Origin of the sequence: Mycobacterium colombiense (genome assembly GCF_001953985.1) — a bacterium.
GTDB lineage: Bacteria > Actinomycetota > Actinomycetes > Mycobacteriales > Mycobacteriaceae > Mycobacterium > Mycobacterium colombiense_B.
Genome location: NZ_MBEI01000050.1, coordinates 24869 through 48598, shown reverse-complemented (window position 1 = coordinate 48598; position 23730 = coordinate 24869). Strand labels below are relative to the sequence as shown.

Sequence of the window (23730 nt, the reverse complement as noted above, 5' to 3'; positions counted from 1 at the left end):
CAACCAGCTTATGCGGCGGACTCTCGCCGGCGCCCGATCATCCAGCAGACCAGGTAGATCAGGAACGAGATGCTGGCGACGAAAACCGACACCGGTACGCCGGGCGCCAGCGACAGCACCAGGCCCCCGACGGCGGACACCTCGGCGAACACCACGGAGGTCACCATCGCCGCCGCCGGCGAGGCGATCACCCGGGCCGCCGCGGCCGCCGGCGTGATGAGCAACGACATCACCAGCAGCGCGCCGACGATCTGCACCGCCTGGGCCGCCACCACGCCGACCAGGGCCGCGAACACGATGCCCAGCCCGTAGACCGGCACGCCGCGCGCCGCGGCGACATCGGGATCGACGGTGGCGAACAACAGCGGCCGGTAACACGTCGCCAGCACGGCGATGACGAGCAGGCAGACCAGCGCCAGCATGGTCAGGCCCGTGTAGCCGACCCCGACGATCTGGCCGGTCAGCAGGGCGAAGCTGGTCGAGGTGCGGCCCGGGTAGAGATGGATGAACAACACCGCCAGGCCCAAGCCGAAGGCCAGCACCACCCCGATCACCGAATCGCGCTCCCGGTCGCGCCGACCGAGCACGCCGAACAGCGCCGCGGCCAGGGCGCTGCCGATCAGCGCGCCCACCCCCACGCCGAAGCCGACCAGCAGCGCGAAAGCGGCTCCGGTCAGCGACAATTCGCTGGAACCGTGCACGGCGAACGACATCTGCCGCATCACGATGAACGGCCCGATCAGCCCGGCTACCAGTCCCAGCAGGGCGGCGGCCAGCAGCGCCTGCTGCACGAAGTCGTGGCGGAGCAGGTGGGCGGTGATGTCGAAGGAGAACAGATGGTCCAGCAAGCCGGCGAGCCGATGCTCCATCAGCAGTACCTGTCGTCGCGCGCGCCGGCCACCACGTAGCCGTCCTTGACCTTCACCACCTGGATGTCGGATTGGTACAGGGCCGAGAGCGTCTGGCTGGTCATCACCTGCTCGACGGTGCCAACCTCGAACCGGCCGTCGACCAGGTACAGCAGCCGGTCCACGTACGGCAGGATCGGGTTTAGCTCGTGGGTGACGACGATGACCGTGGTCGCGGCGTCCTGGCGGCGCCGCTCGATCAGGGCCGACACCAGCTTGGCGTTGGCGGGGTCCAGCGTCAGCAGCGGCTCGTCGCACAGCAACAGCAGCGGGTCGCTGACCAGCGCCTGGGCGATGCGCACCCGCTGCAACTCGCCGCCCGACATCCTGCCGACCCGGACGTCGGCCAGGTGTTCGCCGTTGACCTGGCGCAGTGCCTGGCGCACGGCCACGCGCCGGCGCTCGCGGTCGGCGGACCGCAGCGGGATGGCGCCCCAGCGCGGCCCGTCGATGCCCAGCCGAACCAGGTCGCGTCCGCGCAGCATCACGTCGGCGTCCATCGGATGGTGTTGGGGCACATAGCCGATGCGTCCGCTGCCCGTGCTGATCGGCTTGCCGTCCACCAGCCCGGCGCCGGCGCTCAGCGCCAGCTGCCCGAGCAGGACCTTGAGCAGCGACGTCTTGCCGCTGCCGTTCGGGCCCAGCACCGCGATGAATTCGCCGCGCGACACCGACAGGTCCAGCTGATCCCACAGCACGCGGTCGCCGAACGACAGCCGCGCGCCACGCAGCGAAACGGTCTCGGCGGGGTTTTCGATCTCCGCGACGGGTTCGAGGCTCATGACGGCGCGGGCCGGCTCGACTGCAGCGCGGACTGCAGCTGGTTGACCGTATTGCGTTGCCACGTGAGGTAATCCGTGCCGTCGGTGAGTGTTTCGGACACATCGGTGACCGGGACACCCGCGTGCCGCGAGGCGTCGCGCAGGGCGTTGATCGCGGTCGTGGAGGTTTGCGGGTTGATCAGCACCGCCGCCACCTGACGCCGGTTGACCAGGTCGAGGACCGCCGCCATGTCGGCCGGCGCGGGATCGGTCTCGTTCTCGATGGCGGCCTCGAACGTGGCCGGGGTCCGGTTCGCCAAGCCCGAAGCCTTCAGCAGGTAGAACGCGACCGGTTCGGTCGCGACCACGGAGGTGTTGGGGTGGGTGATCGCGATCGCGTGTTCGACGCCGGCGATGGAGTCGGCGTCGCGGCCGAACGCGGCGGCGTTGGCCCGATAGTCGGCGGCGTTGGCCGGATCGATCGTCGCGAGGCGGTCGGCGATGGTGGCCGCAACCGACTTCGCGACGGTCAGGTTGTAGAAGACGTGCTCGTTGCGGGGTTGTCCGCCGTCCAGGAACGAGTAGGCATCGACCGGCTTGGCGTTGGGGTGGCGGGCCAGGACCTCGTCGACCCAGCCGTCATAGCCGCCGCCGTTGAAGACGACGAGCGGGGCGTCGGCGATCGCGGCGGCGTCCGCCGGGCTGACCTCGTAGGAGTGGGGGTCGACGTCCGCCCCGCTCAAAATGGATTTGACGGCGACATGCGAGCCCGCGACCGCGCGCGCCACGCTGCCCCACACATCGGTCGAGGCGACGACGGAGATGGCGCGCGAGTGCGCAGTGCCGCTGCAGGCGGCGAGGATCGCGCCGCCCGTCAACACCAGGGCGGCCGCCAGCCATCGCGTCGCATCGGCGGTTCTGGCCTTCGCCGTTCGCTGCCGCGTCAGTGCCATGCGCACGTCGATTTCCTCCCGCCGGCCAGTCAGCCGATCCACAATACTAATGAAAACCGTTTCCATTACAAAGCCGCAAGCTGAAGCGCGTACGCGCGGGCGCCGATCCGCTGTAGCCTCACCGAACGTGAGTCCCACACCGCGCCGGCGTGCGACTCTGGCGTCGTTGGCGGACGAGCTCAACGTTTCGCGCACGACGATCTCGAATGCCTTCAATCGGCCCGATCAGCTCTCGCCGGACCTGCGTGAGCGCGTTCTCGCGACGGCCAAGCGGCTCGGGTACGCCGGCCCCGACCCGGTCGCGCGATCATTGCGCACCCGCAAGGCCGGCGCGGTCGGCCTGGTGATGGCCGAACCCCTGACCTACTTCTTCAGCGACCCCGCCGCGCGGGACTTCGTCACCGGAGTGGCGCAGTCGTGCGAGGCGCTGGGGCAAGGGCTGCTGCTGGTGGCCGTCGGGCCCAGCCGCAGCCTCAAAGACGGGACGGCCGCGGTGCTTTCGGCCGGCGTGGACGGCTTCGTGGTGTACTCGGTGTGCGACGAGGATCCCTACCTGCAGGTGGTGCTGCAGCGCCGGCTGCCGGTCGTGGTGGTCGACCAGCCGAAGGGGCTCGCCGGCGTCTCGCGGGTGGGCATCGACGACCGCGCCGCGATGCGTGAGCTCGCCGACTACGTGCTGGGCCTGGGGCACCGCGAGATCGGGCTGCTGACCATGCGGCTGGGCCGGGACCGGCGCCAGGGCCTGGTGGACGCCGACCGGCTGCGCTCACCCGCCTTCGACGTGCAGCGCGAGCGCATCGCCGGTGTGTGGGAAGCGATGACGGCCGCCGGGGTCCACCCCGACTCCCTGACCGTGGTGGAAAGCTACGAGCACCTGCCCGAATCCGGCGGCGCGGCCGCCAAGGTGGCCCTGGAGAACAATCCGCGGATCACCGCACTCATGTGCACCGCCGACATCCTGGCCCTGTCCGCCATGGATTACCTACGCGCGCACGGCATTTACGTGCCCGGCCAGATGACCGTCTCCGGATTCGACGGCGTGCCCGAGGCCATCAACCGCGGCCTGACCACGGTGTCGCAATCCAGCCTGCAGAAGGGCCGCCGCGCCGGGGAGCTGTTGCTGAAGCCGCCGCGGTCGGGTCTGCCGGCCGTGGAACTGCTGGACACCGAGCTCGTCCGGGGCCGGACCGCCGGTCCGCCGGCGTGAGCCGGGTTACTTGGAGTCCTGGTCGCCGATCAGCAGCCGCACGGCCAGGTCCAGCCGCTTGCTGACATCGGTGGCCGAGGCCCGCCGGGTGAGCCACGCCAGCAGGTTCGACAGCCACACGTCCGAGATCACTCGGGCGATGTGGTACTGGTCCTCGGTCGGTTCGCCGTCGGCCATTGCGCGCGCGAACATCGAATCGATGAGCTTCTCGACCTGGTCGACCTCGCTGGCCGCCGACGCGTCGGCGAACACATAGGCGCGCGTCATCGCCTCGGTCAGCAGCGGGTTGCGCTGCATCGCGCGGTTCAGCTTGCCCACCATGAAGTTGAGCCGCTGGAAGGAAGTGCCACCGGTCATCGCCGAGCGGTCCGTCTTGGCGTCGATGCGGCTGAACTCGCGGCCCAGCGCCGACACCAGCAGGTGCACCTTCGACGGGAAGTACCGGTACAGCGTCCCCACCGCGACATCGGCGCGATCGGCCACCGCCCGCATTTGAACTGCCTCGTAGCCGCCCTTGGAGGCGATGGCCATGGTGGCGTCCAGGATGCGCTTGCGGCGTTCACGCTGCGCCTCCGACCCCAGTTCGGATTCCGCCAGTACTGCCACGTTTATGACCTCGCGCGGCTGCGCGTCAGACACGCGGCTCGGATTTGCGTTCGCTGGCATGTGACGGTTTGCTCCTGTTCCCGGCGGTTCGTTTGCAAACGATACGCATTCTGCGTGTGAATTTCCCACCTCCATACCGCCGCGGACAAGCGCTGTGCTGCTGCAATGGCGTTCGACTTGACGGTCGATCACTGGCACTATTAGAACACGTTCTAGTCCCGAAGAGAGCGGGTTGCGTGCCAACACGTGATGGAGACATACCCGCTTGGCGGGCAGATCGCACAATCAGGACAGGGGTCCAACCCCCTTGTCACGTCGAGTCAAGGACGCGGAGGTCCTCAAGGTGGTAGCGACCGTCACCGACGAGCAGTTTGCCGCGCGCGCCCTGGTGCGCGACTGGGCCCGCAATTCGACGTCGGGGCCGGGCGGCACCGCGGCGATCCGCGACGTGGAGCAGGGTAAGTCCGACGCCTGGCGGCCGGTGTTCTCCCGGCTGGCCGAGCTGGGGATCTTCGGCGTCGCGATCCCGGAGGAGTTGGGCGGCGCGGACGGCAGCATCGAAGACCTGTGCGCGATGGTCGAGGAAGCGGCGAAAGCGCTGGTCCCCGGGCCGGTGGCCACGACCGCGCTGGCCACTGTAGTTCTCTCCGAGGCGGTCTCGGATCCCGAGTTGTTGGGCGCCCTCGCCTCCGGGGAGCGCTTTGCCGGGCTGGCGCTGGAAGGCGACGTCGAGTTCGACGGCGCGACGTCGACGGCGTCGGGCACCCTGCCGTTCGCGCTGGGTGTGGCCGAGGGTGCGGTGCTGTTGGCGCCGGCAGACGGGAAGTGGCTGCTGATCGACACCGGCGGTGCGGGTGTGCAGGTCGAGCCCCTGACTGCCGGCGACTTCTCCCGGCCGTTGGCCCGGGTGGTGCTGAACTCCGCCCCGGCCACCGTGGTGTCGGACACCCGCGCACGCGTCGAAGAGCTGGCCGCGACGGTGCTGGCGGCCGAGGCGGCCGGCATCACCCGCTGGTCGCTGGAGACCGCCGTCGACTACGCCAAGGTCCGCGAGCAGTTCGGCAAGCCGATCGGCAGCTTCCAGGCCATCAAGCACATCTGCGCCGAAATGCTGTGCCGCGCCGAGCAGGCCGAGGTGGCCGCCGCCGACGCCGCGCGCGCCGCCGCCGAGGGCGACGAATCCCAGTTCTCCATCGCCGCGGCCCTGGCCGCGAGCACCGGCATCGCCGCGGTCAAGGCCAACGTCAAGGACTGCATCCAGGTGCTCGGCGGCATCGGCTGCACCTGGGAGCACGACGCGCACCTGTACCTGCGCCGGGCGCATGCCATCGGCCGATTCCTGGGCGGGGCCGAGACTTGGTTGCGCCGCATCACCGCGCTGACCCAGGCGGGTGTGCGGCGCCGGCTGGGGATCGACCTGACCGAGGTCGAGGATCAGCGGGCGGAGATCGCCGCCGCCGTGGCCCAGATCGCCGGGCTGCCCGAGGAGAAGCGGCAGGCGGCCCTGGCCGAGGCGGGCCTGCAGGCACCGCACTGGCCGCCGCCCTACGGGCGCGGCGCGGGACCGGCCGAGCAGCTGCTGATCGACCAGGAGCTGGCGGCGGCCGGCGTGGCCCGGCCCGACCTGGTGATCGGCTGGTGGGCGGCGCCGACCATCCTCGAGCACGGCACGCCGGAACAGGTCGAGCGCTTCGTGCCGGGCACCACGCGCGGCGAATTCCTTTGGTGCCAGCTGTTTTCGGAGCCAGGTGCCGGTTCTGACCTGGCCTCGCTGCGCACCAAGGCGGTCCGCACCGACGGTGGCTGGAACCTGACCGGGCAGAAGGTGTGGACGTCGGCCGCGCACAAGGCGAAGTGGGGCGTGTGCCTGGCCCGCACCGATCCGGATGCGCCGAAACACAAAGGCATCACCTACTTTTTGGTGGAGATGAGCTCCCCGGGCATCGAGATCCGTCCGCTGCGCGAGATCACCGGTGACTCGTTGTTCAACGAGGTGTTCCTGGACAACGTGTTCGTTCCCGACGAGCTGGTCGTCGGTGAGGTGAACGACGGTTGGCGGCTGGCCCGCACCACGCTGGCCAACGAGCGGGTCGCGATGGCCAACGGAACGGCGCTGGGCAACCCGATGGAGGAACTGCTCGAGGTGCTGGCCGAGCTCGACCTCGACGCCGCGGAGCAAGATCGGTTGGGGCGGTTGATCGTTACCGCGCAGACCGGCGCGCTGCTGGACCAGCGGATCGCCCAGCTGGCCGTCGGCGGCCAAGACCCCGGGGCGCAGTCCAGCGTGCGCAAGCTCATCGGAGTCCGCTACCGCCAGGCCCTGGCTGAGTTCACGATGGACGTGTCCGAGGGCGGCGGTCTGGTTGACCGCCGGGCGGACGGCGACCGAGCGGTGTTCGACTTCCTCAACACCCGCTGCCTGACCATCGCCGGCGGCACCGAGCAGATCCTGCTCACCGTCGCGGCCGAGCGACTTCTCGGCCTGCCGCGCTAGCCGAGATCGGCTGTGGCAGCGTGTAATTCACGCAGGGCGTCGCACGCCATGGAGCCCAGGTCTCCGCTTTCGCCCGGTTCGGCCCATCGGGCGTAGGCCGTCTTGAACGCCAGCGCGCCGAGCTCGGCGGCCAGCAGCGCCGCCGGCTCGGGGACGCCGCGGGCCTGCAGCGCTTGGACCATCGCGAGCGCCAGCCCAATCTGCTTGAGCGCGTTGCGTTCCTGAAGTTCGGCGCTGGCGGCGATCGCGGCCTTGAGCCTGGGCGCGAGTTCCCGGTTGAACGACGTGAAGGCCGACGCCGCCGATTTCAAGCCGGAGCACACCGCGGTCAGCGGTGTCGCGTCCTCGGGCGCCGCGGCGATGCCCTCGCGCAGCAGTTGCGCAATCGCGTCCTGGCCGGCGGCCAGCACGTCACGCTTGTCCGGGAAGTGCCGGAAGAACGTGCTTTTCGTCAGGCCGGCGCGCTCGGCGATCTGGGCGACGGTCGTCTGGTCGTACCCGTGTTCGTTGAACAGGTCGAGTGCCGCGGCGACCAAGCGTTCGCGCGCGTCGGGTTGCCAACGAGCCATGGCCTCACCTTAGTGATGCGACCATTGTCCCGTCACCGGTGTATGGTGATGGGACCATAGTCTCATCACTTGAAGGAGCTGCTCGTGCGCGTATTCATCACCGGCGCCAGCGGAGGAATCGGCTCGGCCGTCGTCGCGGAACTGCTCACCGCCGGCCACCGCGTCGTGGGCCTGGCCCGCTCCGACGCCGCGGCCGCGACCATCAGTGCGCTGGGCGCCGAGCCGCTGCGCGGCGACATCACCGACCTCGACGTCTTGCGGACGGCGGCGGGTGACGCCGACGGCGTTGTCTACCTGGCGTTCTCGCACGACTTCAGCCGCGCCGGCGACGCGATCGGCGACGAAGCCCGCGCGGTCGCCGCCCTCGGCGAGGCGCTCGTCGACAGCAGTAAGGCCCTGGTGCTCGCGAACGGCACCCCCGCGGCGGCCGGACGGACGAGTACCGAAGACGACCCCTTCAACGTCGACGGGCCGATGGCCGGACGCGGCCGCACCGGGCAAGCCGTGATCGATCTGGCCCGGCGCGGCGTCCGCTCGGCCGTCGTGCGGCTGCCGCGGTCGGTCCACGACGCGGGCGGGCGCTACGGTTTCGCCGGCATCCTGATTCAGGCCGCCCGGCAGCGCGGAGTGTCGGCGTATGTCGGCGACGGCGCGCAACGCTGGCCCGCGGTGCACCGGGACGACGCGGCCGCACTGTTCCGGCTCGCGCTGGAACAGGCACCGCCGGGTTCGGTACTGCACGCGGTGGGCGACGAAGGCGACCCTATGCGGGCGATCGCCGAGGTGATCGGCCGCAGGCTCGGCGTGCCCGTCGCGCCCGCAGCGGCCGAGAGCTTCGGCCCGCTGGGCGCCATCTTCGCCGCCGACCAGCCCTCGTCCAGCGCACTGACCCGCGAGCGATTCGGTTGGAAGCCCACTGGCCCAAGCCTGCTCGACGATCTCGAGACCGGTGATTACCCCGAATAGGGGTCAGGAGAACGTGGTCACGGCGCAGGTGCTCGGCGACGTGATGTTGACCCCGGAGTAGACCACCTGGATGTGGCTGCAGGCGATGACGTTGTTGTCGGTCTTGGGTTGGCCCGTCTGCCAGTCGGTGGAGTCGATGCGCCCGTTCGTCTGGTACTTCTCCGGCGGGCCCTCACCCATGTAGATGGTGGTGATCTCGTCGGAACCCATCGACTTGTGCACCCGCTCGTACTGGCCGTCGGCGTGCGCGTCGAGGTAGGCCAACCGGTTCGAGGACCGGATCTCGGTGGTTTGCCGGGCCCACAGTCCGGGCGGGAAGCCGGTCACGCCACCGGGCGTCAGCATGTCCGCCCCCGCGGTGAAGTCGCAGTGGCCGTCGGCCTTGAAGCAATTGAGGATGACCCGCGTCTCCAGCTGGTTGGGCCCGTCGAGCGGGAACAGCGTGGTGGCGGTGTTGCTCGACGCCGTGCACACCGCGGCGGGCAGAAACATCGGCATCACTGCGACGACTGCGAAACCCGATACCAGCCGCATCATCGACGCTTCCCTTCCCTCTGACCCCAGGGTGAACTTAACCGCACGACTATTCGTCGTAGGTGACTTCTACCGAATCAGATTCCGGGTGAGATTGACAGGCCAGAATCAGGCCCTCGTCCAGATCCTGCTGCTCGAGGACGTCGTTGACCTCCATGCTCACGTTGCCCTTGCGCAGCGTGCACGCGCACGCGCCGCAGTGACCCTCGCGACAGGAGAAGGGCGCGTCGAGGCCCTTGGCCAACAGGACGTCGAGAAGCTTGGCGTTGCGCGGCCACGACACGGTGTGCGTTTCGCCGTCCAGCTCGACCACCGCGGTCGCCGGCGGCTCGTCACCTTCGGCGGTGTCCTCGATCTTCACCGCCGCGAACGGGTCCGAGTCCAACGACTTGAACACTTCGATATGTATTTGCGGCGCAGGCACTTTCAGCGTTTCCAGTGCTTGTTTCGCCGAGTCCATGAAGGCGCCCGGGCCGCAGATGTACACGGGCCGATCCGTGTAGGGGGCGGCCAGCTTGGCCAGCGCGGCCACGCTGGGCAGGCCCTGAAGCGATTCCAGCCAGTGCAACACCGTGAGCCGGTCGGGGTATTTGGCGGACAGCTCGCGCAGCTTCTCGGAGAAGATCACCGACCGGTCGTCGCGGTTGGCGTAGACCAGCGTCACCTGCCCGCCGCCCTCGGCCAGCGCCGACTTGCAGATCGACATGATCGGCGTGATCCCGCTGCCGGCGGCCATCAGCAGGAAGTCGTCGCCCAGCGTTTTGGGTACGAAGTTGCCAGACGGGGCCAGCACGTGGATCCGCATGCCCTTGTGCGCGTGGTCGCACAGCCAGTTGGACGCGTAACCGTCCGCGGTGCGTTTGACCGTGACCGTTAGCGCGTCGTCGGTGAATGGGGAGCTGCACAGCGAGTAGCAGCGGGCCACCGAGCCGGTGCGCTCGCTGGGAACGCGCAGCGTCAGGAACTGGCCCGGCGCGTACCGTAGCCGCTCGGGCGGGATGGCGGGGTCGCCCGCGTCGTCGGGTACCGCGAACACCAGGGACCGCGCGTCGTCGGTCTCGGCGATGACCTCGGCGACCTGCAGTTCAAGGACGTGGTCGCCGAGAGGCTCGTCGGGAATCGCCTCGGTCAAGGCCCGTCCCTTCCTTTCGTTGCAACTAGAACATGTTACAGAAAAGCGGATTCGTATCGCTACCAGCCGCAGGAATACCCTGCTCGACACAAATCGGAACGTGTTCTAGTCTCTGGTGTAAGTCCGCTCAGTAAGTCTGGCGCAGGAGGCAAACGTAAGTGACGTCCATTCAACAGCGTGATGCGCAGTCGGTTTTGGCTGGCATCGATGATCTGCTCCCGCAGATTCGCGAACGCGCTCAGGCGACGGAGGACCTGCGGCGGCTGCCCGACGAGACCGTTCAGGACCTTCAGGATGTGGGCTTCTTCACCCTGTTGCAGCCCGAGCAGTGGGGCGGTCTGCAGTGCGATCCGACGCTGTTCTACGAGGCGGTGCGGCGGCTGGCCAGCGCGTGTGGTTCCACCGGCTGGGTGAGCTCGATCATCGGCGTGCACAACTGGCACCTGGCGCTGTTCGACCAGCGGGCGCAGGAGGAGGTCTGGGGCGAGGACCCCAAGACCCGGGTCTCGTCGTCGTATGCCCCGATGGGCGCGGGCGTGGTGACCGACGGCGGCTACCTGGTCAACGGTTCGTGGAACTGGTCGTCGGGATGTGACCACGCCACGTGGGCGTTCCTCGGCGGCCCGGTGATCAAGGACGGCCGTCCGGTCGACTTCGGCAGCTTCCTGATCCCGCGCAGCGAGTACCGCATCGACGACGTGTGGCATGTCGTCGGCCTGCGCGGTACCGGCAGCAACACCGTCGTGGTCAAGGACGTCTTCGTGCCGCGGCACCGGTTCCTGTCCTACAAGGCGATGAACGACGGCACCGCGGGCGGGTACGAGAACAACACCGCTGCGGTCTACAAGATGCCTTGGGGCACAATGCACCCCACCACGATCTCGGCGCCGATCGTCGGCATGGCCTATGGCGCGTACGACGCGCACGTCGAGCACCAGGGCAAGCGGGTGCGCGCCGCGTTCGCCGGTGAGAAGGCCAAGGACGACCCGTTCGCCAAGGTTCGCATCGCCGAAGCGGCCAGCGACATCGACGCGGCCTGGCGCCAGCTGAGCGGCAACGTCGCCGACGAGTACGCGCTGCTGTCGGCCGGCAAGGAGATCCCGTTCGACCTGCGTGCCCGCGCCCGCCGCGACCAGGTGCGCGCCACCGGCCGTGCGATCGCCTCCATCGACCGGCTGTTCGAGGCTTCCGGTGCCACGGCCCTGGCCAATGACCAACCGGTGCAACGGTTCTGGCGCGACGCGCACGCCGGCCGGGTGCACGCGGCCAACGACCCCGAGCGGGCCTACCAGATTTTCGGGAACAACGAGTTCGGGTTGCCGCCCGGCGACACCATGGTCTGAGCCATGACTGCGACCGAGGAATTGACCTTCGAGTCCACCTCGCGCTTCGCAGAGGTGGACGTGGATGGGCCGCTGAAGCTGCACTACCACGAGGCCGGCGTGGGCAACGACCAGACGGTGGTGCTGCTGCATGGCGGCGGCCCGGGCGCGGCGAGTTGGACGAACTTCTCGCGCAACATCCCGGTGCTGGCGCAGCGGTTCCACGTGCTGGCGGTCGACCAGCCCGGCTACGGTCACTCCGACAAGCGCGCCGAGCACGGGCAGTTCAACCACTACGCGGCGCGGGCGCTCAAGGCCCTGTTCGACCAGCTGGGTCTGGGACGCGTTCCGCTGATTGGGAATTCGCTCGGCGGCGGTACGGCGGTCCGCTTCGCGCTCGACTACCCGGACCGGGCCGGCAAGCTGGTGCTGATGGGGCCGGGCGGGGTGAGCGTGAACCTGTTCGCGCCCGACCCGACCGAGGGCGTCAAGCGGTTGGGCAAGTTCTCCGCCGAGCCCACCCGCGAAAACCTCGAGGCTTTTCTGCGGGTGATGGTCTACGACCAGAAGCTGATCACCGACGAATTGATCGACCAGCGTTTCGAGTTGGCCAGCACGCCCGAATCGCTGACGGCGACGCGCGCGATGGGAATGTCGTTCGCCGGAGCCGATTTCGAGCTCGGCATGATGTGGCGCGAGGTGCATCGGCTGCGCCAGCCGGTGCTGCTGATCTGGGGGCGCGAGGACCGGGTCAACCCGCTGGACGGGGCGCTGGTCGCGCTGAAAACCATTCCGCGTGCACAGCTTCACGTTTTCGGGCAATGTGGGCACTGGGCGCAGGTGGAGAAGTTCGACGAGTTCAACAAGCTCACCATCGATTTCCTGGGAGGTGCGCGATGAGCATCCGCTCTCTGGGTTACCTGCGTATCGAGGCCACCGACATGGCGGCCTGGCGCGAGTACGGCTTGAAGGTCCTCGGCATGGTCGAGGGCAAGGGCGCGACCGAGGGCGCGCTGTATCTGCGGATGGACGATTTCCCGGCCCGGCTGGTGATCGTGCCCGGCGAACAGGACCGGCTCATCGAGGCGGGCTGGGAGTGCGCGAATGCGGCTGGCCTGCAAGAGATCCGGAACCGGCTGGACGTCGAGGGCACGCCCTACAAGGAGGCCACCGCCGCCGAACTGGCCGATCGCCGGGTCGACGAGATGATCCGGTTCTCCGACCCGTCGGGCAACTGCCTGGAGGTCTTCCACGGCGCCGCCCTGGAGCACCGCCGCGTGGTCAGCCCGTACGGCCACAAGTTCGTCACCGCCGAGCAGGGCCTGGGGCACGTGGTGCTGACGACCCGCGACGACGAAGAGACACTGCACTTCTACCGGGATGTGCTGGACTTCAAGCTGCGCGACTCGATGCGGCTGCCGCCCCAGGTGGTCGGCCGGCCCGCCGATGGCCCGCCGGCCTGGCTGCGGTTCCTGGGCTGCAACCCCCGCCACCACAGCCTGGCCTTCATGCCCGGACAGACCCCCAGCGGCATCGTGCACCTGATGGTCGAGGTCGAAGAGGCCGACGACGTCGGGCTGTGCCTGGACCGGGCGCTGCGTAAGAAGGTGCCGATGTCGGCGACCCTGGGCCGCCACGTCAACGACCTGATGCTGTCCTTCTACATGAAGACACCGAGCGGATTCGATGTCGAATTCGGCTGCGAGGGAAGGCAAGTCGAGGACGACGATTGGATCGCCCGGGAGAGCACCGCGATCAGCCTGTGGGGCCACGACTTCAGCGTCGGCTTCAAGGGGTAATTTCGGGGTTATGACTGCCGCGCCGATCGACCCGCGCACGTTCCGTAGCGTGCTCGGCCAGTTCTGCACCGGGATCACCATCATCACCACCGTGCACGACGACGCCCCGATCGGCTTCGCCTGCCAGTCCTTCGCGGCGCTGTCGTTGGACCCGCCGCTGGTGTTGTTCTGCCCCACCAAGGTGTCCCGGTCGTGGAAGGCCATCGAGGCGAGCGGCCGGTTCTGCGTCAACATGCTGACCGAACAGCAGAAGCACGTCTCGGCCCGATTCGGCTCCAAGGAGCCCGACAAGTTCGCCGGGATCGACTGGCACCCCTCCGAACTCGGCTCGCCGATCATCGACGGGTCGCTGGCCTACATCGACTGCACGGTGGCTTCCGCGCACGACGGGGGCGATCACTTCGTGGTTTTCGGTGCGGTGCAGTCGCTTTCGGAGGCACCCAAGATCAAGCCCCGGCCGCTGTTGTTCTATCGCGGCGAATACACCGGGATCGAGCCGGACAAGACGACGCCGGCGCAGTGGCGCGACGATCTGGAAGCGTTCCTGACCACCACCACGCAGGACACCTGGCTCTGAGCCGTCCCCGCCGTATCCGTGTCTGACGACTGGTAGGGCGGGGTATGTAATACGACGACAGTAGATCACCCCAGCCCGGGAAGGCGGGTCGTCGTTGATTCGAGTCGGATGCGTGGCTTCGCTCGTCGCCGTTTCGGTGGCATCGGCAGCCCTGGCGATCACGGGATCGTGGGGCTGGTGGATCGTCGCGGCGATGGTTGCGGCGGTAGCCGCCGTGGGCTGCTACGACCTCATCCAGCGCCAGCACTCCGTTCTGCGCAACTACCCGGTGCTGGGGCATCTGCGGTTCATGTTGGAGGCGCTGCGCCCGGAGGTGCAGCAATACTTCGTTGAACGCAACTTCGACGGCCGGCCATTCGACCGCGACGTCCGCTCGCTGATCTACCAGCGCGCCAAGGGCACGGTCGCCGAGCAGTCGTATGGCACCGAGCGCGACATCGATTGGGACGGCTACGAATACCTGGTCCACTCGACGGCGCCGGTCGAACCGCCGCCGGAACCCTATCGGGTTCGAATCGGTGGACCCGACTGCACGCAGCCCTACGAGATCGCGCTGATGAACGTCTCCGCGATGAGTTTCGGCTCGCTGTCCGGCAATGCGCTGCGAGCGCTGAACAACGGTGCCCGCAAGGGGCGCTTCGCGCACGACACGGGCGAAGGCGGGCTGACGCCGTACCATCTCGGCGGTGCCGACGTGATCTGGGAAATCGGATCCGGTTACTTCGGATCCCGGACCAAGGACGGTGCGTTCGATCCAGTTCAGTTCGCGGACAAGGCCGCTCACGAGTTGGTGAAGTGCATCTCGATCAAGCTGAGTCAAGGCGCGAAGCCTGGTATCGGTGGCGTCCTTCCAGCCGCGAAGGTCAGCAGGGAGATCGCCGAGTACCGAGGTGTGCCGATGGGCGAGAAGTGTGTCAGCCCGGCGGCACACTCGGAGTTCGCCACTCCGCGCGAACTGATCGGCTTTGTGGTGCGGTTGCGTGAGTTGGCCAAGGGCAAGCCGGTGGGCTTCAAATTGTGTGTCGGTTCGAGGATTGACGTGCTGGCCATCTGCAAGGCGATGCTCGCGGAAGGGGTGACGCCGGATTTCATCATCGTCGACGGCGCCGAAGGCGGGACCGCCGCGGCGCCGCTGGAATACGAAGACCACGTTGGTCTTCCCCTCACCGATGGGCTGATGATCGTGCACAACGCGCTGGTGGGCACGGGCCTGCGCGACCGCATCCGAATAGGCGCGAGCGGCAAGGTGGCGACCGGAAACGACATCGTCAAACGTCTCATCCAGGGCGCGGACTACACCAACTCCGCCAGGTCGATGATGATGGCCGCGGGTTGCATCCAATCCCAGCGCTGCCATACCAACCGCTGCCCGGTCGGGGTGGCGACCCAAGACCCGGCCCGGGCGCGCGCCCTGGACATCGCCGACAAAAGCGAGCGCGTGTACCGCTACCAACGGGCGACCGTCGCCCAGGCGATGCTGATCATGGGGTCGATGGGCGTCTCCGACCCATCCATGTTGAACCCCCACATGCTGCGCAAGCGCATCTCGGCCTTTGAGCAACGCTCGTACGCCGAGCTTTACGAATGGCTGCCGATCGGCGGGCTACTGGATCAAGCCCCCGTCACCTGGCGGTCGGATTGGGAAGCGGCCGATCCCGACACGTTCGCTCCGACCGGTACGCCGCGTCCGACCACGTTCTAGAGACGCCTGGCTTCTGACGCCGATGTTTCGCGCGCGCTCGGGAGGGAACGCATGACGCATGCACGCGACCGCACCGCCGCAGGCCCGCACGGCCCGGGGCACCCGGGCGCTGGTCGACTATCTCAATACGCAAATCGATCGGACCGAGGCGGGCGACGTCGCTCTGCGCCATCGTGAGGACGACGACACCATTCACGACACCCGGGTAGCGATCCGGCGGTTGCGCAGCACACTGCGAGTGTTCGCCAAAGCGCTGGACGCATCGGAAATCGAGGGTATGGACGCCGAACTCAAATGGTTTGCCGGATTGCTCGGCGATGTTCGCGATTGCCAAGTCCAACGCGCCCGGTTCGACCAGGTGCTCGACGGGATGCCCGACGAACTGATCCTGGGTCCGGTCAAATCGCGGATCGGCAGTCATTTTGCGTCCATCGAGCTACCGGCACGCGAACTCCTCAGCGAGACAATGGAATCCGCGCGCTACCAGCGCATGATGACCGCGCTACGACGCTGGCGCACCGAACCTCCCGTCGCCGGGGCCGTGGCGACCGGAACGCTGCGACAGCGGGCGCGCCGTGCGCAGCACAAGGCGGACCGGCGGTTGGCGGCCGCGCTCGAATCGGAAGAAGCCGCCATGCTGCACCGCGCGCGCAAAGCCGCCAAGCGTGCCCGGTACGCCGCCGAACTCTGCGATTCTTTGGGCAAGCGAATTCGTGCCAAACGAACCATCAAGCGTTACAAGCGGATTCAAAGCACGCTGGGCGATCATCAGGACTCCGTGGTCGCCGCGGAAGCGCTGCGCAGGATGGGATCGGCGGCGGGGACCACGGTCGGCGAGAATGGCTTTACCTTTGGCATGATGTATGCGCGCGAGCAGCAGATCGCTCGCCAATGCCGCCAGGATGCCCGCCGGCTCTGACGGCAACCGGGCGCCGATGATTATCGCGTGTCGCGATAGTCGGGGGATTTGCCGTGCCGGGGCACATCGGCGTCGGTCGGCTGCTCCCCGCTGACCGCGGTATCGCGCTGCGCGCCGGGTTGCTCCGTAGCCGCGCCCCGGTCGGCGTCGACCCGCGGGTCGACCTTGTCGGCGCGGTCCCATTGCTTTTGGACTTCTTCGCGTGATGTCGCGGCTTCGTTTTGGTGCGCTCCCGCCCGGCTCTGCAGTCGCGCCGCCTCTGCGGCTTTGGCATCGGCCTCCGCCTGGGCGGCACGCGCCTTTGCTGCCGTCTCCGCGGCAAGCGCTTCACGGCGTTCGACTTTCTCCGTCTGCGCACCGGCCTCTTGACGGATCTGTGCCGCTTGGCGCTGACGGCGGTGGATCGTGGCCCTCCTGGCCACGATGATCAGGACCACAATCAAGACGACCGCCACCGCGGCGATCACGATCCAGGCGATCTGGTTGTTATTCATGGCGAGCTCCGTCTGATGAATCGATCTTTGCTGTTTACGGGCTGGCCCGTCCTAGCCGATTGCCCTCTTGGGCACGAATCAAACAAGGCGAACGGTTACCCCCAGGTCAGCCGCGTCTGGCCGATGGGCTTTTGGCCCGCAGTCGGCAGCGGGGCAATTCGACCGCACCAGGATGTTCAGACCCGCCCGCTCGGACAGAATGGGGTCATGACGCTGGACCTGGACGGGTACTTCGACCGCATCGACTACCGCGGCGCCGCCGAGCCGACCTTCGAGGTGCTGCAGGATCTGATGACCGCGCACACGGGGTCGATCCCGTTCGAGAACCTCGATCCGCTGATGGGCGTACCGGTCGACGACCTGAGCCCGGAGGCCCTGACCGACAAGCTGGTCCGCCGTCGCCGCGGCGGTTACTGCTACGAGCAGAACGGGCTGATGGGGTACGTGCTGACCGAGATCGGATTCCGGGTGCGGCGGTTGGCCGGCCGGGTGGTCTGGATGCTGCCGCCCGACGGCCCCCTGGGCGCCCAGACGCACACGGTGCTGGCGGTGACGTTCCCGGGCTCGCAAGGTTCGTTCCTGGTCGACGTCGGGTTCGGTGGCCAGACCTTGACCTCGCCCATTCGCTTGCAGACCGGCAACGCCCAGCAGACCACGCACGAGCCGTACCGGCTCAACGACCGCGGCGACGGCCTGGTCCTGCAAGCCCTGATCCGGGACGAGTGGCAACCGCTCTACGTGTTCGGCACCCAGACCGTGCCGCAGGTCGATCTGCGGGTGGGCAGTTGGTACGTGTCCACGCACCCGTCGTCGGCCTTCGTGACGGGCCTGACGGTCGCGCGGACAACCGAGGACGCCCGCTACAACCTGGCCGGGCGGAACCTGACCATCCACCGCGCCGACGGCAGCGAGAAGATCCGCCTGGACGACGCGGCGGCGGTCGTCGAAGTGCTTGGCGAGCGGTTCGGCATCGACGTGGCGGGCATCGGCGACCGCGGTGCGCTCGAGGCGCGCATCGTGCAGGTGCTCGACGCATAGGCGTCGGGCCGGCTCGGTTAGCGGGCCGGGAGCCAGGAACCGATGCGTCGCACCGCTTGTTCGATGTCGTTCGTCGGCCCCGCGAAGGACAGTCGCACGTACGCATTCCCGCGCGCGGTGTCGAAGTCGATGCCCGGTGCGATCGCAACGCCGGTCTCTGCCAACAACTTTGAACAGAACTCCATCGAGTTGTCGGTGAATTCCGAGACGTCGGCGTACACGTAGAAGGCGCCGTCGGTCGGGGCCAGGCGTTCGATGCCGATGCCGCGCAGCCCGTTTAGCACCAGTGAGCGATTGGTCGCATAGTGATGCAGGTGGCCGTCGGCTTCGGCGGTGGCCTCCGGGGTGAAGGCCGCCACCGCGGCGAGTTGGGACAGCACCGGCGGGCAGATGGTGAAGTTTCCGGTGAGGCAATCCACGGCGCGGCGCAGCTCGGGCGGCACTAGCAGCCAGCCCAGCCGCCAGCCCGTCATCGCGTAGTACTTGGAAAAGCTGTTGACCACCACCGCATTTCGCGATGTCTGCCACGCGCAGCTGGTCTGCGGTGCCCCTTCGTAGACCAGGCCGTGGTAGACCTCGTCGCTGATCAGTCGCGCTCCGGACGCGTCGCACCAGGACGCGATGGCGGCCAGCTCCGCCGGCTCGATGACAGTGCCCGTCGGGTTGGCCGGGCTCGCCACGATGACGCCCTGCACCGGCGGGTCGAGTTCGGCGAGCATCTGCGCGGTCGGCTGGAAACGCGTCTCCGGACCGCAGGGGATCTCCACCACCTCGCATCCCAACGCGGACAGGATGTTTCGGTAGCACGGGTAGCCGGGGCTGGCCAGCGCCACCCGGTCACCGACGTCGAAGCACGCCAGGAAGGTGAGCAGGAAGCCGCCCGAGGAGCCCGTGGTGATCACTACCGCATCGGGTTCGACGTCGAGCCCGTGCTGGCGCTGGTAGTCCGCGGCGATCGCGGCGCGCAGCTCGGGGGTGCCCAACGACACCGAGTAACCCAGGTCGTTCGAACGCACGGCGGCGGCCGCGGCCGCGCGCACCGGCTCAGGCGCCCCCACGCTGGGCTGGCCCGCCGACATGTTGACCAGGTCGCCGTGGCTGCGTTGGCGTTCCGCGGCCGCCAGCCAGACATCCATCACATAAAACGGTGGGATGCCGGCGCGCAGCGAGACACGGTCGGTCACGGCGTCTTGAGTACCTCGGATTCCAGTCGCCTAAGCAATTCATGCGACGAATCCAGCAGGTGGGCGCTGGCGTGGGCACGCTTGAAGTACAGGTGCATGTCGTGCTCCCAGGTGATCGCGATGCCGCCGTGCAACTGGATACCCTCGGCCGCCACCGTGTTCAGCGCCTCGGTGGCGGCCAGGCGGGCGGCGGCGGCGTTGGTGGGAGTGGGGTCATCGCACGCGTCGGCGACGACGGTCTTCGCGGCGGCGACGGTGACGTACAGGTCGGCCATTCGATGCTTGAGGGCCTGGAAGCTGCCGATCGGCCGGCCGAATTGCACTCGGTCCTTGGCGTATTCGACGGTCAGTTCCAAACAGCGCTCGGCGGCGCCGATCTGCTCGGCGGCCAGCAGGACGGCAGCCTTGTCCGCCAGCCCCGGGTCGGTGCCGATCGACTCGGTTTCCTCTGCCGTCAGTCGCGCCAGGCGCCGGGTCGGGTCCATGGTGGAAACGGGCTCCGCACCGAATCGCGTCCACCTGTTCACCTTGCCGTCCTCGACGGCGACCACGACGTCCGCGACATCGCCGTTCACCACGTAGTCGGCGTCGAGCACCAGCGCGCCGATCGAGGTGCCCTCGGCGAGGGTCTCCAGCGTCGCGGCGTCCGGTTCGGCCGCGCTCAACAGGGCCAGCTCGGCCAGCGTGGTGCCCAGCAGGGGGGAGGGCACCAGGGCGCGGCCGAGCTCCTGCAAAACGGCTGCGGCGTCGGCCAATTCGCCGCCCGCGCCGCCCAACTCCTCGGGTATCACCAGGGCCGCGGCGCCGACCTGCTCGCACAGCAGCCGCCACAGCGATTCGTCGTAGCCGCGGTCGGATTCCATGGCCGCGCGCACGGCCGCCGGGGCGGCGTGCTTGGCCACCAGGGCGGCGACGGTTTCGCGAAGTAGCTCGCGTTCTTCACTCATAGCGCCTCCAACACTCGCCGCCGATGTTCCTCCGGCGTCCCCCAGGCCGACCGCAACGCCTGCACGCGCAGCAGCAACAGTGACAGGTCGTGTTCCTGGGTGAAACCGATTGCGCCGTGGGTCTGCAACGCCGACCGCGCCGCCAGCAGCCCCGCCTCGGATGCGGCCGCCTTCGCCGCGCTGACGTCGCGCGGGTCCATCGTCAGCGCCGCGCCGTAGACCAGCGGCCGGGCCAGTTCGATGGCGATGTGCACGTCGGCGAGCTTGTGCTTGATCGCCTGGTACGAGCCGATCGCCCGGCCGAACTGGGTGCGCTGGTTGGCGTAGTCGACCGCGCCGTCGCGCAGCGCCTCGGCCGCGCCGATCAGCTGGGCCGCGGTGGCCAGTGCGCCGAATTCGTAGGCGCGCTTGACGTCTGCTTGCCACGCCGCACCGGTCGCGGTCACGTCGGAGAGCTTACGGCTGGGGTCGACGGACTCGTGGACCTCACCCGGTGTCGCCTCGGTGACGCCGTCCTCGGCGGCCAGCAGCACCAGGCCGGCGACGTCGGCGTCGACGGCACGCGGTGTCTGCGGCGGCAGCGCGACGGTGGCGATCAGCTCACCCGACGCCAATCCGGCGCAGCGCTCGGCGTGATCGTCAGCGGCGAGCAATACCGGTGCCACGGCGATGGATTCGGCCACCGGGCCCGGCACGCACCAACGCCCGAGGCGCTCGATGGCGACGACGAGGTCGACCGGATGGGCCTCGATGCCGTCGAATTTCTCCGGCACGGCCAGGGCGGTGACGCCAAGGTTGGCCAGCTGCTCCCACACCTTGCGGCCCGGCGCGGTATCGCCCGCGGACCACGCGCGCACCGCGCCGGGCAGATCCGCCGTGCCGAGCGCGGCGTCGATGCTGGCCGCGAAGTCGCGCTGCTGTTCGTCTAGCGCAAATTTCACTTCTTGCCCCCGGACTTCTCGCGCGGCAGGCCCAGCAGCCGCTCGGAGATGATGTTGCGCTGAATCTCGTTGGTGCCGGCGTAGATCGGGCCGCCCAGCGCGAACAGCAGGCCCTCAGTCCACCGGCTGGTGAGCTCGCCGTCGGCGGCCAGCAGGTCGAGCGCGGTCTGGTGCAATTCGACGTCGAGGTCAGACCAGAACACCTTGGTCACCGACGATTCGGCGCCCAGCTCGCCGCCGAGGGCCAGCCGGGTCACCGTGCCGAAGGTCTGCAGCCGGTAGGCCTGCGCCTTGATCCAGCCGTCGGCGACGCGGTCGGCGAACGCGTCAGGGGAGCCCCTGTCCTTCCACAGCTGTACCAGCCGCTCCGCGGTGGCCAGGAAGCGGGCCGGGCTGCGAAGTGACATGCCGCGCTCGTTGCTCGAGGTGCTCATGGCCGCGCGCCAGCCCTCGTGCGGGGTGCCGATCACGTCCTCGTCGGGCACGAACACGTCGTCGAGGAAGATTTCGCCGAACCCGGTGTCGCCGCCCAGCTGGACGATGGGCCGCACCGTAACTCCCTGGGCCTTCAGGTCGAACATGAAGTAGGTCAGCCCGTGGTGCCGCTCGGCGCCGGGGTCGGAGCGGAACAGCCCAAAACCGCGCTCGGCGAACGGTGCCCGCGAGCTCCAGATCTTCTGCCCGTTGAGCAGCCAGCCGCCGTCGGTCTGGGTGGCGGTGGACCGCAGCGACGCCAGGTCGCTGCCGGACTCGGGCTCCGACCAAGCCTGCGCCCAAATCTCCTCGCCGCTGGCCATTTTCGGCAGGATGCGCATCCGCTGTTCCTCGGTGCCGTGCGCGAACAGCGTCGGCGCCAGCATCGAGGTGCCGTTGGCGCTGGCCCGGCCGGGCGCGCCGGCGCGGAAGTACTCCTCCTCGAACACCACCCAGTGCAGCAGCGGCGCGTCACGGCCCCCGTACTTCTTCGGCCAGTTGATCACCGAGAGCCCGGCGTCGAACAGCACGCGGTCCCAATGCCGGTGCTGGTCAAAGCCTTCAGCGTTGTCGTATGACTTCGTCGGGATCGAATCGGCGTTGGCCGACAAGAATTCCCGCACCTCGGCCTGGAAGGTCAGGGTGTCTTCGTCGAGTTCCAGATCCATTAGCCCTGCTCTCGCAGTTGTGGTTTGACCACCTTGCCGCCCGCATTGCGCGGCAACGCGTCGACGAACCGCACCGAGCGCGGTGCCTTGAAGTTCGCCAGATGCTCACGGGTGTAAGCGATCACGGATTGTTCGTCGAGTTGGGCGCCGGGCCGGGTCACCAGGTACGCGCGGCCCACTTCGCCGAGCCGCTCGTCGGGAACCCCGATCACGGCGGCGTCGGCCACGCCGTCCATGCGCGCCAGCACCTGCTCGACCTCGGCGGGGTAAACGTTGAATCCACCGCAGATGTACATGTCTTTCAGCCGGTCGGTGATCCGCAGGTTGCCGGCGGCGTCGACGGCGCCGATGTCACCGGTGTGCAGCCATCCGTCGGCGTCGATGGCGGCCGCGGTGGCCTCCGGGTCCTCGAGGTAGCCCAGCATCACGTTCGGCCCGCGCAGCAACACCTCGCCCGATTCCCCGGGTGAGTCGGCGTCGATGCGCAGCTCGAAGTCGGCGAAGGGGCGCCCGCAGGTGGTGGCCACGGTGACGGCGTCGTCGTCGGCGCGGCACATGGTGCCCATGCCGTTGGCCTCGGTCAGCCCGTAGGCGGTCAGCACGATGTCGATGTCGAGCTCGGATTGCATGCGCTCGACGAGCACGACCGGCACGGTCGCGGCGCCGGTCACCGCGAACCGCAGTGAGCTCAGGTCGTAGTCGTTGCGCGCCGGGTGGTCCAGCAGCGTCTGGTAGATGGTGGGCGGCCCGGGCAGCACCGTGATGCGGTGTTGCTCAATGGCTTGCAGCGCGCGCAGCGGGTCGAAGGTCAGGTGGGGGATCAGCGTCGCGCCGGTCTGCAGGCAGGCCAGGATGCCGGCCTTGTAGCCGAAGTTGTGAAAGAACGGGTTGATGCACAGGTAGCGGTCGTCACTGGTGATCTTGCCGTTGGCCGCCCAGGCCGCCGAGGCCGACAACGACTGCCGGTGCGCGCACAGCACGCCTTTGCTGCGGCCGGTGGTACCGGAGGTGAAGAGGATGTCGCTGACGTCATCGGGCACGACGGCGGACGCGCGAGCGGCGACCGCGTCGAGGTCGCTGCCGCGCGCGACGAATTCGTCCCAGGTTCCGTCGTCGGCGTCGATCGGTATCCGCACGATGTGCCGCAGCGCGGGCAGCGCCGCACGGTCCAGGTCGGCGATGCGATCGTTGCCGAGGAATCGGCCCATCCCGAAGAGCACGGGCGCGCCGGTGCGGGCCAGGATGTCGCTGGCCTCGGCGGCGGTGTAGCGGGTGTTCAGCGGCACCATCGCCGCCCCGGAGTGGTGGATCGCCAGGCAGGCCACCACCCAATGCCAGGTGTTCGGCGACCAGACGGCCACCCGGTCGCCGGCCCGCACGCCGCAGTCGGTCAGGGCGGCGGCGGCCCGGTGCACTTCGTCGCGCAGCGCGGCCGCGGTGAACGACCGTTCGTCGGTGATCAACGCGTCGTGATCGGGCAGCTGGCCCGCGAAACGATCCAGCGCCGCGGGCACCGTGCGCGGATCGTTGGTCAT

Annotated in this window: 23 protein-coding genes; 10 read left to right on the top strand and 13 right to left on the bottom strand. The window is 68.6% G+C overall.

Annotation, left to right across the window (positions count from 1 at the left end; translation table 11 throughout):
* Positions 1–8: 8 nt before the first annotated feature.
* Genes A5732_RS12935 through A5732_RS12925 form a run of 3 tightly spaced genes read right to left on the bottom strand, consistent with a single transcriptional unit; the run spans position 9 to position 2622 of the window.
* A complete protein-coding gene (locus tag A5732_RS12935; RefSeq protein WP_065075827.1) occupies positions 9–869 on the bottom strand; it encodes a metal ABC transporter permease in 861 nt (286 codons plus the stop codon).
* Positions 869–1690 (bottom strand): metal ABC transporter ATP-binding protein, encoded by an 822-nt coding sequence (locus A5732_RS12930; RefSeq protein WP_076051567.1) that lies wholly within the window; start codon positions 1688–1690, stop codon positions 869–871. Before A5732_RS12930 ends, A5732_RS12935 begins: the two co-directional genes overlap by 1 nt.
* Complete coding sequence (locus A5732_RS12925) at positions 1687–2622, bottom strand: metal ABC transporter solute-binding protein, Zn/Mn family (protein ID WP_076102401.1); 936 nt, start codon at positions 2620–2622, stop codon at positions 1687–1689. Before A5732_RS12925 ends, A5732_RS12930 begins: the two co-directional genes overlap by 4 nt.
* Positions 2623–2749: 127 nt before the next feature.
* On the opposite strand from A5732_RS12925, the gene A5732_RS12920 reads away from it, so the two are divergent.
* Positions 2750–3829 carry a LacI family DNA-binding transcriptional regulator gene (locus A5732_RS12920; RefSeq protein WP_076102390.1) on the top strand — a complete coding sequence of 360 codons (1080 nt, stop codon included), beginning with the start codon at positions 2750–2752 and terminating at the stop codon, positions 3827–3829.
* A 6-nt stretch (positions 3830–3835) separates the two neighbouring features.
* Here the strand turns inward: A5732_RS12920 and kstR are convergent, their stop codons facing one another.
* Positions 3836–4435 (bottom strand): cholesterol catabolism transcriptional regulator KstR, encoded by a 600-nt coding sequence (gene kstR, locus A5732_RS12915; protein WP_064952052.1) that lies wholly within the window; start codon positions 4433–4435, stop codon positions 3836–3838.
* Positions 4436–4778: 343 nt separating this feature from the next.
* Here kstR and A5732_RS12910 point away from each other — a divergent pair, with 343 nt between their 5' ends.
* Positions 4779–6929, top strand: coding sequence for an acyl-CoA dehydrogenase (locus A5732_RS12910; RefSeq protein ID WP_076051602.1), 2151 nt, complete (start codon positions 4779–4781; stop codon positions 6927–6929).
* Here A5732_RS12910 and A5732_RS12905 read toward each other — a convergent pair.
* Entirely contained in the window at positions 6926–7498 is a 573-nt protein-coding gene (locus tag A5732_RS12905) for a TetR/AcrR family transcriptional regulator (protein WP_076102389.1), read from the bottom strand. The genes A5732_RS12910 and A5732_RS12905 overlap by 4 nt on opposite strands.
* A gap of 84 nt (positions 7499–7582) precedes the next feature.
* Between A5732_RS12905 and A5732_RS12900 the strand changes: the two genes are divergently transcribed.
* Entirely contained in the window at positions 7583–8464 is an 882-nt protein-coding gene (locus A5732_RS12900; protein ID WP_076102400.1) for an SDR family oxidoreductase, read from the top strand.
* A 3-nt stretch (positions 8465–8467) separates the two neighbouring features.
* Here the strand turns inward: A5732_RS12900 and A5732_RS12895 are convergent, their stop codons facing one another.
* A complete protein-coding gene (locus A5732_RS12895) occupies positions 8468–9001 on the bottom strand; it encodes a hypothetical protein (protein WP_076102388.1) in 534 nt (177 codons plus the stop codon).
* A 46-nt stretch (positions 9002–9047) separates the two neighbouring features.
* Positions 9048–10130, bottom strand: coding sequence for a ferredoxin--NADP reductase (locus A5732_RS12890; RefSeq protein WP_076102387.1), 1083 nt, complete (start codon positions 10128–10130; stop codon positions 9048–9050).
* A 158-nt stretch (positions 10131–10288) separates the two neighbouring features.
* Here A5732_RS12890 and hsaA point away from each other — a divergent pair, with 158 nt between their 5' ends.
* The 6 genes from hsaA (at position 10289) to A5732_RS12860 (ending at position 16449) form a co-directional block, all read left to right on the top strand.
* Positions 10289–11473: a 3-hydroxy-9,10-secoandrosta-1,3,5(10)-triene-9,17-dione monooxygenase oxygenase subunit gene (gene hsaA, locus A5732_RS12885; protein ID WP_076102386.1), complete on the top strand. Its 1185-nt coding sequence runs from the start codon at positions 10289–10291 to the stop codon at positions 11471–11473.
* A 3-nt stretch (positions 11474–11476) separates the two neighbouring features.
* Positions 11477–12352 (top strand): 4,5:9,10-diseco-3-hydroxy-5,9,17-trioxoandrosta-1(10),2-diene-4-oate hydrolase, encoded by an 876-nt coding sequence (gene hsaD, locus A5732_RS12880; RefSeq protein WP_076051571.1) that lies wholly within the window; start codon positions 11477–11479, stop codon positions 12350–12352.
* A complete protein-coding gene (gene hsaC, locus A5732_RS12875) occupies positions 12349–13251 on the top strand; it encodes an iron-dependent extradiol dioxygenase HsaC (protein WP_007772389.1) in 903 nt (300 codons plus the stop codon). Before hsaD ends, hsaC begins: the two co-directional genes overlap by 4 nt.
* Before the next feature lie 10 nt (positions 13252–13261).
* The gene (gene hsaB / locus A5732_RS12870) at positions 13262–13828 is read left to right on the top strand and encodes a 3-hydroxy-9,10-secoandrosta-1,3,5(10)-triene-9,17-dione monooxygenase reductase subunit (protein ID WP_076102385.1); all 567 of its coding nucleotides are present in this window, start codon (positions 13262–13264) and stop codon (positions 13826–13828) included.
* Positions 13829–13940: 112 nt separating this feature from the next.
* On the top strand, positions 13941–15530 hold the full coding sequence (locus A5732_RS12865; protein ID WP_436971822.1) for an FMN-binding glutamate synthase family protein: 1590 nt from the start codon (positions 13941–13943) through the stop codon (positions 15528–15530).
* A gap of 58 nt (positions 15531–15588) precedes the next feature.
* Positions 15589–16449 (top strand): CHAD domain-containing protein, encoded by an 861-nt coding sequence (locus tag A5732_RS12860; protein ID WP_076102383.1) that lies wholly within the window; start codon positions 15589–15591, stop codon positions 16447–16449.
* Between the two features lie 20 nt (positions 16450–16469).
* Here A5732_RS12860 and A5732_RS12855 read toward each other — a convergent pair whose 3' ends face one another.
* Entirely contained in the window at positions 16470–16943 is a 474-nt protein-coding gene (locus A5732_RS12855) for a hypothetical protein (protein ID WP_076102382.1), read from the bottom strand.
* A gap of 207 nt (positions 16944–17150) precedes the next feature.
* Here A5732_RS12855 and A5732_RS12850 point away from each other — a divergent pair, with 207 nt between their 5' ends.
* The gene (locus A5732_RS12850) at positions 17151–17981 is read left to right on the top strand and encodes an arylamine N-acetyltransferase family protein (protein WP_076102381.1); all 831 of its coding nucleotides are present in this window, start codon (positions 17151–17153) and stop codon (positions 17979–17981) included.
* A gap of 17 nt (positions 17982–17998) precedes the next feature.
* On the opposite strand, the gene A5732_RS12845 is transcribed toward A5732_RS12850, so the two are convergent.
* The 5 genes from A5732_RS12845 to fadD3 are packed head-to-tail and all read right to left on the bottom strand — an operon-like array spanning position 17999 to position 23730.
* Positions 17999–19165 (bottom strand): pyridoxal phosphate-dependent aminotransferase, encoded by a 1167-nt coding sequence (locus A5732_RS12845; RefSeq protein WP_076051577.1) that lies wholly within the window; start codon positions 19163–19165, stop codon positions 17999–18001.
* A complete protein-coding gene (ipdE2, locus tag A5732_RS12840) occupies positions 19162–20112 on the bottom strand; it encodes an acyl-CoA dehydrogenase IpdE2 (RefSeq protein ID WP_076102380.1) in 951 nt (316 codons plus the stop codon). The genes A5732_RS12845 and ipdE2 overlap by 4 nt, the downstream gene beginning before the upstream one ends.
* Positions 20109–21053 (bottom strand): acyl-CoA dehydrogenase family protein, encoded by a 945-nt coding sequence (locus A5732_RS12835; protein WP_076102379.1) that lies wholly within the window; start codon positions 21051–21053, stop codon positions 20109–20111. Before A5732_RS12835 ends, ipdE2 begins: the two co-directional genes overlap by 4 nt.
* Positions 21050–22195 (bottom strand): acyl-CoA dehydrogenase family protein, encoded by a 1146-nt coding sequence (locus tag A5732_RS12830; protein ID WP_076051580.1) that lies wholly within the window; start codon positions 22193–22195, stop codon positions 21050–21052. Before A5732_RS12830 ends, A5732_RS12835 begins: the two co-directional genes overlap by 4 nt.
* The gene (gene fadD3, locus A5732_RS12825) at positions 22195–23730 is read right to left on the bottom strand and encodes a 3-((3aS,4S,7aS)-7a-methyl-1,5-dioxo-octahydro-1H-inden-4-yl)propanoate--CoA ligase FadD3 (protein WP_076102378.1); all 1536 of its coding nucleotides are present in this window, start codon (positions 23728–23730) and stop codon (positions 22195–22197) included. Before fadD3 ends, A5732_RS12830 begins: the two co-directional genes overlap by 1 nt.

Excerpts from the sequence above, each read along its gene's own strand:
- A5732_RS12905 (WP_076102389.1), bottom strand. The coding sequence starts at position 7,498 with ATGGCTCGTTGGCAACCCGACGCGCGCGAACGCTTGGTCGCCGCGGCA.
- A5732_RS12830 (WP_076051580.1), bottom strand. The coding sequence starts at position 22,195 with ATGGATCTGGAACTCGACGAAGACACCCTGACCTTCCAGGCCGAGGTG.
- ipdE2 (WP_076102380.1), bottom strand. The coding sequence starts at position 20,112 with ATGAGTGAAGAACGCGAGCTACTTCGCGAAACCGTCGCCGCCCTGGTG.
- hsaC (WP_007772389.1), top strand. The coding sequence starts at position 12,349 with ATGAGCATCCGCTCTCTGGGTTACCTGCGTATCGAGGCCACCGACATG.
- A5732_RS12855 (WP_076102382.1), bottom strand. The coding sequence starts at position 16,943 with ATGAATAACAACCAGATCGCCTGGATCGTGATCGCCGCGGTGGCGGTC.
- hsaB (WP_076102385.1), top strand. The coding sequence starts at position 13,262 with ATGACTGCCGCGCCGATCGACCCGCGCACGTTCCGTAGCGTGCTCGGC.
- A5732_RS12930 (WP_076051567.1), bottom strand. The coding sequence starts at position 1,690 with ATGAGCCTCGAACCCGTCGCGGAGATCGAAAACCCCGCCGAGACCGTT.
- A5732_RS12925 (WP_076102401.1), bottom strand. The coding sequence starts at position 2,622 with ATGGCACTGACGCGGCAGCGAACGGCGAAGGCCAGAACCGCCGATGCG.
- A5732_RS12860 (WP_076102383.1), top strand. The coding sequence starts at position 15,589 with ATGCACGCGACCGCACCGCCGCAGGCCCGCACGGCCCGGGGCACCCGG.
- hsaD (WP_076051571.1), top strand. The coding sequence starts at position 11,477 with ATGACTGCGACCGAGGAATTGACCTTCGAGTCCACCTCGCGCTTCGCA.
- A5732_RS12895 (WP_076102388.1), bottom strand. The coding sequence starts at position 9,001 with ATGATGCGGCTGGTATCGGGTTTCGCAGTCGTCGCAGTGATGCCGATG.
- A5732_RS12935 (WP_065075827.1), bottom strand. The coding sequence starts at position 869 with ATGGAGCATCGGCTCGCCGGCTTGCTGGACCATCTGTTCTCCTTCGAC.
- fadD3 (WP_076102378.1), bottom strand. The coding sequence starts at position 23,730 with ATGACCAACGATCCGCGCACGGTGCCCGCGGCGCTGGATCGTTTCGCG.
- A5732_RS12850 (WP_076102381.1), top strand. The coding sequence starts at position 17,151 with ATGACGCTGGACCTGGACGGGTACTTCGACCGCATCGACTACCGCGGC.